This is a genomic window from Candidatus Polarisedimenticolia bacterium, assembly GCA_035764505.1.
Taxonomy (GTDB): Bacteria; Acidobacteriota; Polarisedimenticolia; order Gp22-AA2; family AA152; genus AA152.
The window spans coordinates 1-3015 of sequence record DASTZC010000012.1 but is presented as its reverse complement, the minus strand read 5'-3'; the positions used below and the strand labels follow the sequence as shown (position 1 = coordinate 3015).

Annotated in this window: 4 protein-coding genes; 2 read left to right on the top strand and 2 right to left on the bottom strand. The window is 68.4% G+C overall.

All coding sequences use genetic code 11. From position 1 onward, the window contains the following. Together VFW45_00715 and VFW45_00710 are read left to right on the top strand one after the other, a co-directional pair. Positions 1-975, top strand: a 975-nt coding sequence (locus tag VFW45_00715; GenBank protein HEU5179285.1) for an NAD(P)/FAD-dependent oxidoreductase, incomplete at its 5' end; no start/stop codon positions are given. A 24-nt stretch (positions 976-999) separates the two neighbouring features. Then, positions 1000-1287 carry a UBP-type zinc finger domain-containing protein gene (locus VFW45_00710; GenBank protein ID HEU5179284.1) on the top strand — a complete coding sequence of 96 codons (288 nt, stop codon included), beginning with the start codon at positions 1000-1002 and terminating at the stop codon, positions 1285-1287. Between the two features lie 12 nt (positions 1288-1299). On the opposite strand, the gene egtD is transcribed toward VFW45_00710, so the two are convergent. Further along, on the bottom strand, positions 1300-2340 hold the full coding sequence (egtD, locus tag VFW45_00705) for an L-histidine N(alpha)-methyltransferase (GenBank protein ID HEU5179283.1): 1041 nt from the start codon (positions 2338-2340) through the stop codon (positions 1300-1302). Next, on the bottom strand, positions 2337-3015 hold a 679-nt coding region (locus VFW45_00700), incomplete at its 5' end, for an SUMF1/EgtB/PvdO family nonheme iron enzyme (GenBank protein HEU5179282.1). The genes egtD and VFW45_00700, both read right to left, overlap by 4 nt.

Here is a 3015-nt window from a genome sequence, read left to right as displayed (position 1 = left end):
CTCGTGATCATCGGGGCGGGACCGGCGGGACTGTCGACCGCGGTCTACGCCGCCTCTGAAGGTCTCGACGTCCTGGTGATCGAGGCGCGCTCCCCGGGGGGGCAGGCGGGATCCAGCTCGCGCATCGAAAATTACCTGGGTTTCCCCACCGGAGTCACCGGACAGGTGCTGGCGAGCAACGCGCTGGTCCAGGCCGAGAAGTTCGGCGCGGAGTTCGCCGTCGCGCGCACCGCATTGCGGCTGGCTTGTGACCGCCCCTACCGCGTGGAGCTGGGGGCGGGCAGCGTGGTGCAGGCCCGCACGATCGTCATCGCGACGGGCGTCCGCTACCGCAAGCCCGACATCCCCGATCTGCCCCGGTACGAAGGGGTCGGCGTCTACTACGGGGCGACGCAGGTCGAGGCGAACCTCTGCGGCGGCGATGACGTCATCGTGGTGGGCGGGGGAAACTCCGCCGGCCAGGCCGCGGTCTATCTCTCCTCCGTCAGTCGCCACGTCACCATGATGGTGCGCGGCCCCGGGCTGGCCGAGAGCATGTCACGCTATCTCATCCGGCGTATCGAGGAGACCCCGAACATCACCCTGCGCACGAGCACGCGCATCGTCTCCATGGAGGGCGGCTCCCGGCTGGAGGGTGTCACCTGGCGGGATGCCAGCGGTGCGCCGACCCGGGCCGGCATCCGTCACGTCTTCATGATGACGGGCGCCGACGCCAACACCGCCTGGCTGCAGAGCTGCGTGGCGCTGGACGACAAGGGTTACGTGAAGACCGGATCCGACCTCGATGCCGCCGCGCTGGAGAAGGCGCGCTGGCCCTTCGCGCGGACCCCATGGATCTTCGAGACCAGCCGTCCCGGAGTGTTCGCCATCGGCGACGTCCGGGCCGGCAGCGTCAAGCGGGTCGCCGCCGCCGTGGGCGAAGGCTCGGTATGCGTGCAGCTGGTCCACAAGGCGCTGGCCGAATCGGTCGCCTAGGCCAGACCTTCAAGGAGGGAGCCGATGTCTCAGGGATGCAAACATCTGGATCAGGTCAAGGCCGTGTCGGCGCGCACTCCCGACGGATGTGAAGAGTGCCTGGAGATGGGAAGCGACTGGGTCCATCTTCGCCTGTGCCTGTCGTGCGGCCACGTGGGCTGCTGCGACAACTCGCCCAACAAGCACGCCACGAAGCATTACCATAAGACACACCACCCGATTATCCGGAGCTTCGAGCCGGGCGAGGATTGGGGCTGGTGCTACGTAGACGAGCTGGTGTTCGAGCCCGCTCCGGAAGCGCCGCGCCGCTAGCCCGCCGGCCCGCTAGAGCGCCGCGGCCAGCGTCAGGGCGAAGCGAGCGCCGGCGTCGATCCACTGCGCGCGAAGCTCGAAGCCGGCGCGCTTCAGCATCGACGCAATCTCCGGCAGCCGGTATTTGTAGGAACTTTCCGTCCAGATGGTCTCCCCCGCTTCCATCACGAAAGCCAGGTTTAGGCGGTCGACGGCGACGCGCTGCCGGCGGTCGCTGCGCAGGTGCATCTCGATCCGCGAGTGCTCTTCGTTCCAGATGGCTCGATGGCTGAAGCTCCGCAGGTCGAAGTCCCCTTCCAGCTCCTGGTTGATCCGTGCCAGCAGATTCAAGTTGAACGAAGCGGTCACACCGATCGGGTCGTCGTAGGCGAGGAGCAGATCCCGCACCGGCTTGACCAGATCCACCCCGAGCAGGAGCCGGTCGCCGCGGCCAAGGGACGAGCGGATGGAACCCAGGAAGGCCTCGCGGCCGGGAGGATCGAAATTGCCGAGATTGGAGCCGAGGAACAGCGCCAGGCGGCCACCCCCGTCCGAGCGGGCCCGGCCGAGCTCTCCGAGGCCGGCCTCATAGGTCGCCTGGTGGGCGACGACGCGGACGTCGTGAAGCTCCGCGAGCGTCCGCCCTGCCTGGGCGAGCGCGCTGCTTGATAGGTCGACCAGGTGCACATCGAGCACGCCGCGACGGTTTCCCGCGCCCGCGATCAGCGCCGAGAGCTTGGCGCCGCTTCCGGGGCCCAGCTCGACGATCGACCTGACCGAGGAGTCGAGAATCTCCAGCGCGTGCCTCCTGAGCAGGCGGAGCTCGGCGCGGGTCAGCGGATACCATGGCAGCCGGCAGATCGCTTCGAACAGGGCCGACCCCAGATCGTCATAGAGGTACCGCGATGGCAGCTGGCGCGGCACCCGGGTCAGGTCGCGCCTGACGTCGGCCCCGAACTCCTCGATCGGACTCGCAGGGATCGCTTCGGGCTCGCTCGGGAACGCTTTGACGGATGCGGCCCGTGCCAGGCGCAGGGCGCGCCAGCGTGCGATAGCCTCGGCAGGATGCATCATGCGCGGTCCTTCGCGCATCGGAACGCCGCATAGACGAAGGGATAGCGCGCTCGGAACCAGTTGCGGAACGTCGGACGGATCAGCTCCCGCGCCGTCGCCGGCGAGGCCCCCTTCATGACGAAGTGATCGCCGTCGAAGAAGTCGGCCGAATACTCCGGATAGGCGGCCATGGGCCGGAACCCCGGAAACGGCCCGAAGGGAGTGCTGGTCCACTCCCAGCCGTTGCCAATCAGATCATCGACGTCCCAGGCGCTGCGTCCGTCGGGATGGCTTCCCGCCGGCTTCGGATCCCAGCTCGTGAAATCGAAGACGCCGTGCCGGCCGGCTTCCGGCGCCGCTTCGCCCCAGGGGAACGGACGCTCCTCTCCACTGGGTGCTCCGAAGGCCGCGCGCTGGAATTCCGCCTCGGTCGGAAGCCTGGCGCCGCGCCAGCGCGCGTAGGCCGCTGCCTCGGCGTGGCTGACGTAGACCGGCCAGGCGGCCGGAAGAGGGACCGCTTCGAACAGGCCGCGCCACACCCACTCCTTGTCCCGCCGCTCCCAGAAGGGGGGATGCCGGAGCTCCTCGCGGCAAACCCAGTCCCAGTCGGCCGCATTCCACCAGCGCGGGTCGCGATAGCCGCCGGCGGAGACGAATTCCATGAAAGCTGCATTGGTCACATTGCAGGATTCGATC

Excerpts from the sequence above, each read along its gene's own strand:
- VFW45_00710 (HEU5179284.1), top strand. The coding sequence starts at position 1,000 with ATGTCTCAGGGATGCAAACATCTGGATCAGGTCAAGGCCGTGTCGGCG.
- egtD (HEU5179283.1), bottom strand. The coding sequence starts at position 2,340 with ATGATGCATCCTGCCGAGGCTATCGCACGCTGGCGCGCCCTGCGCCTG.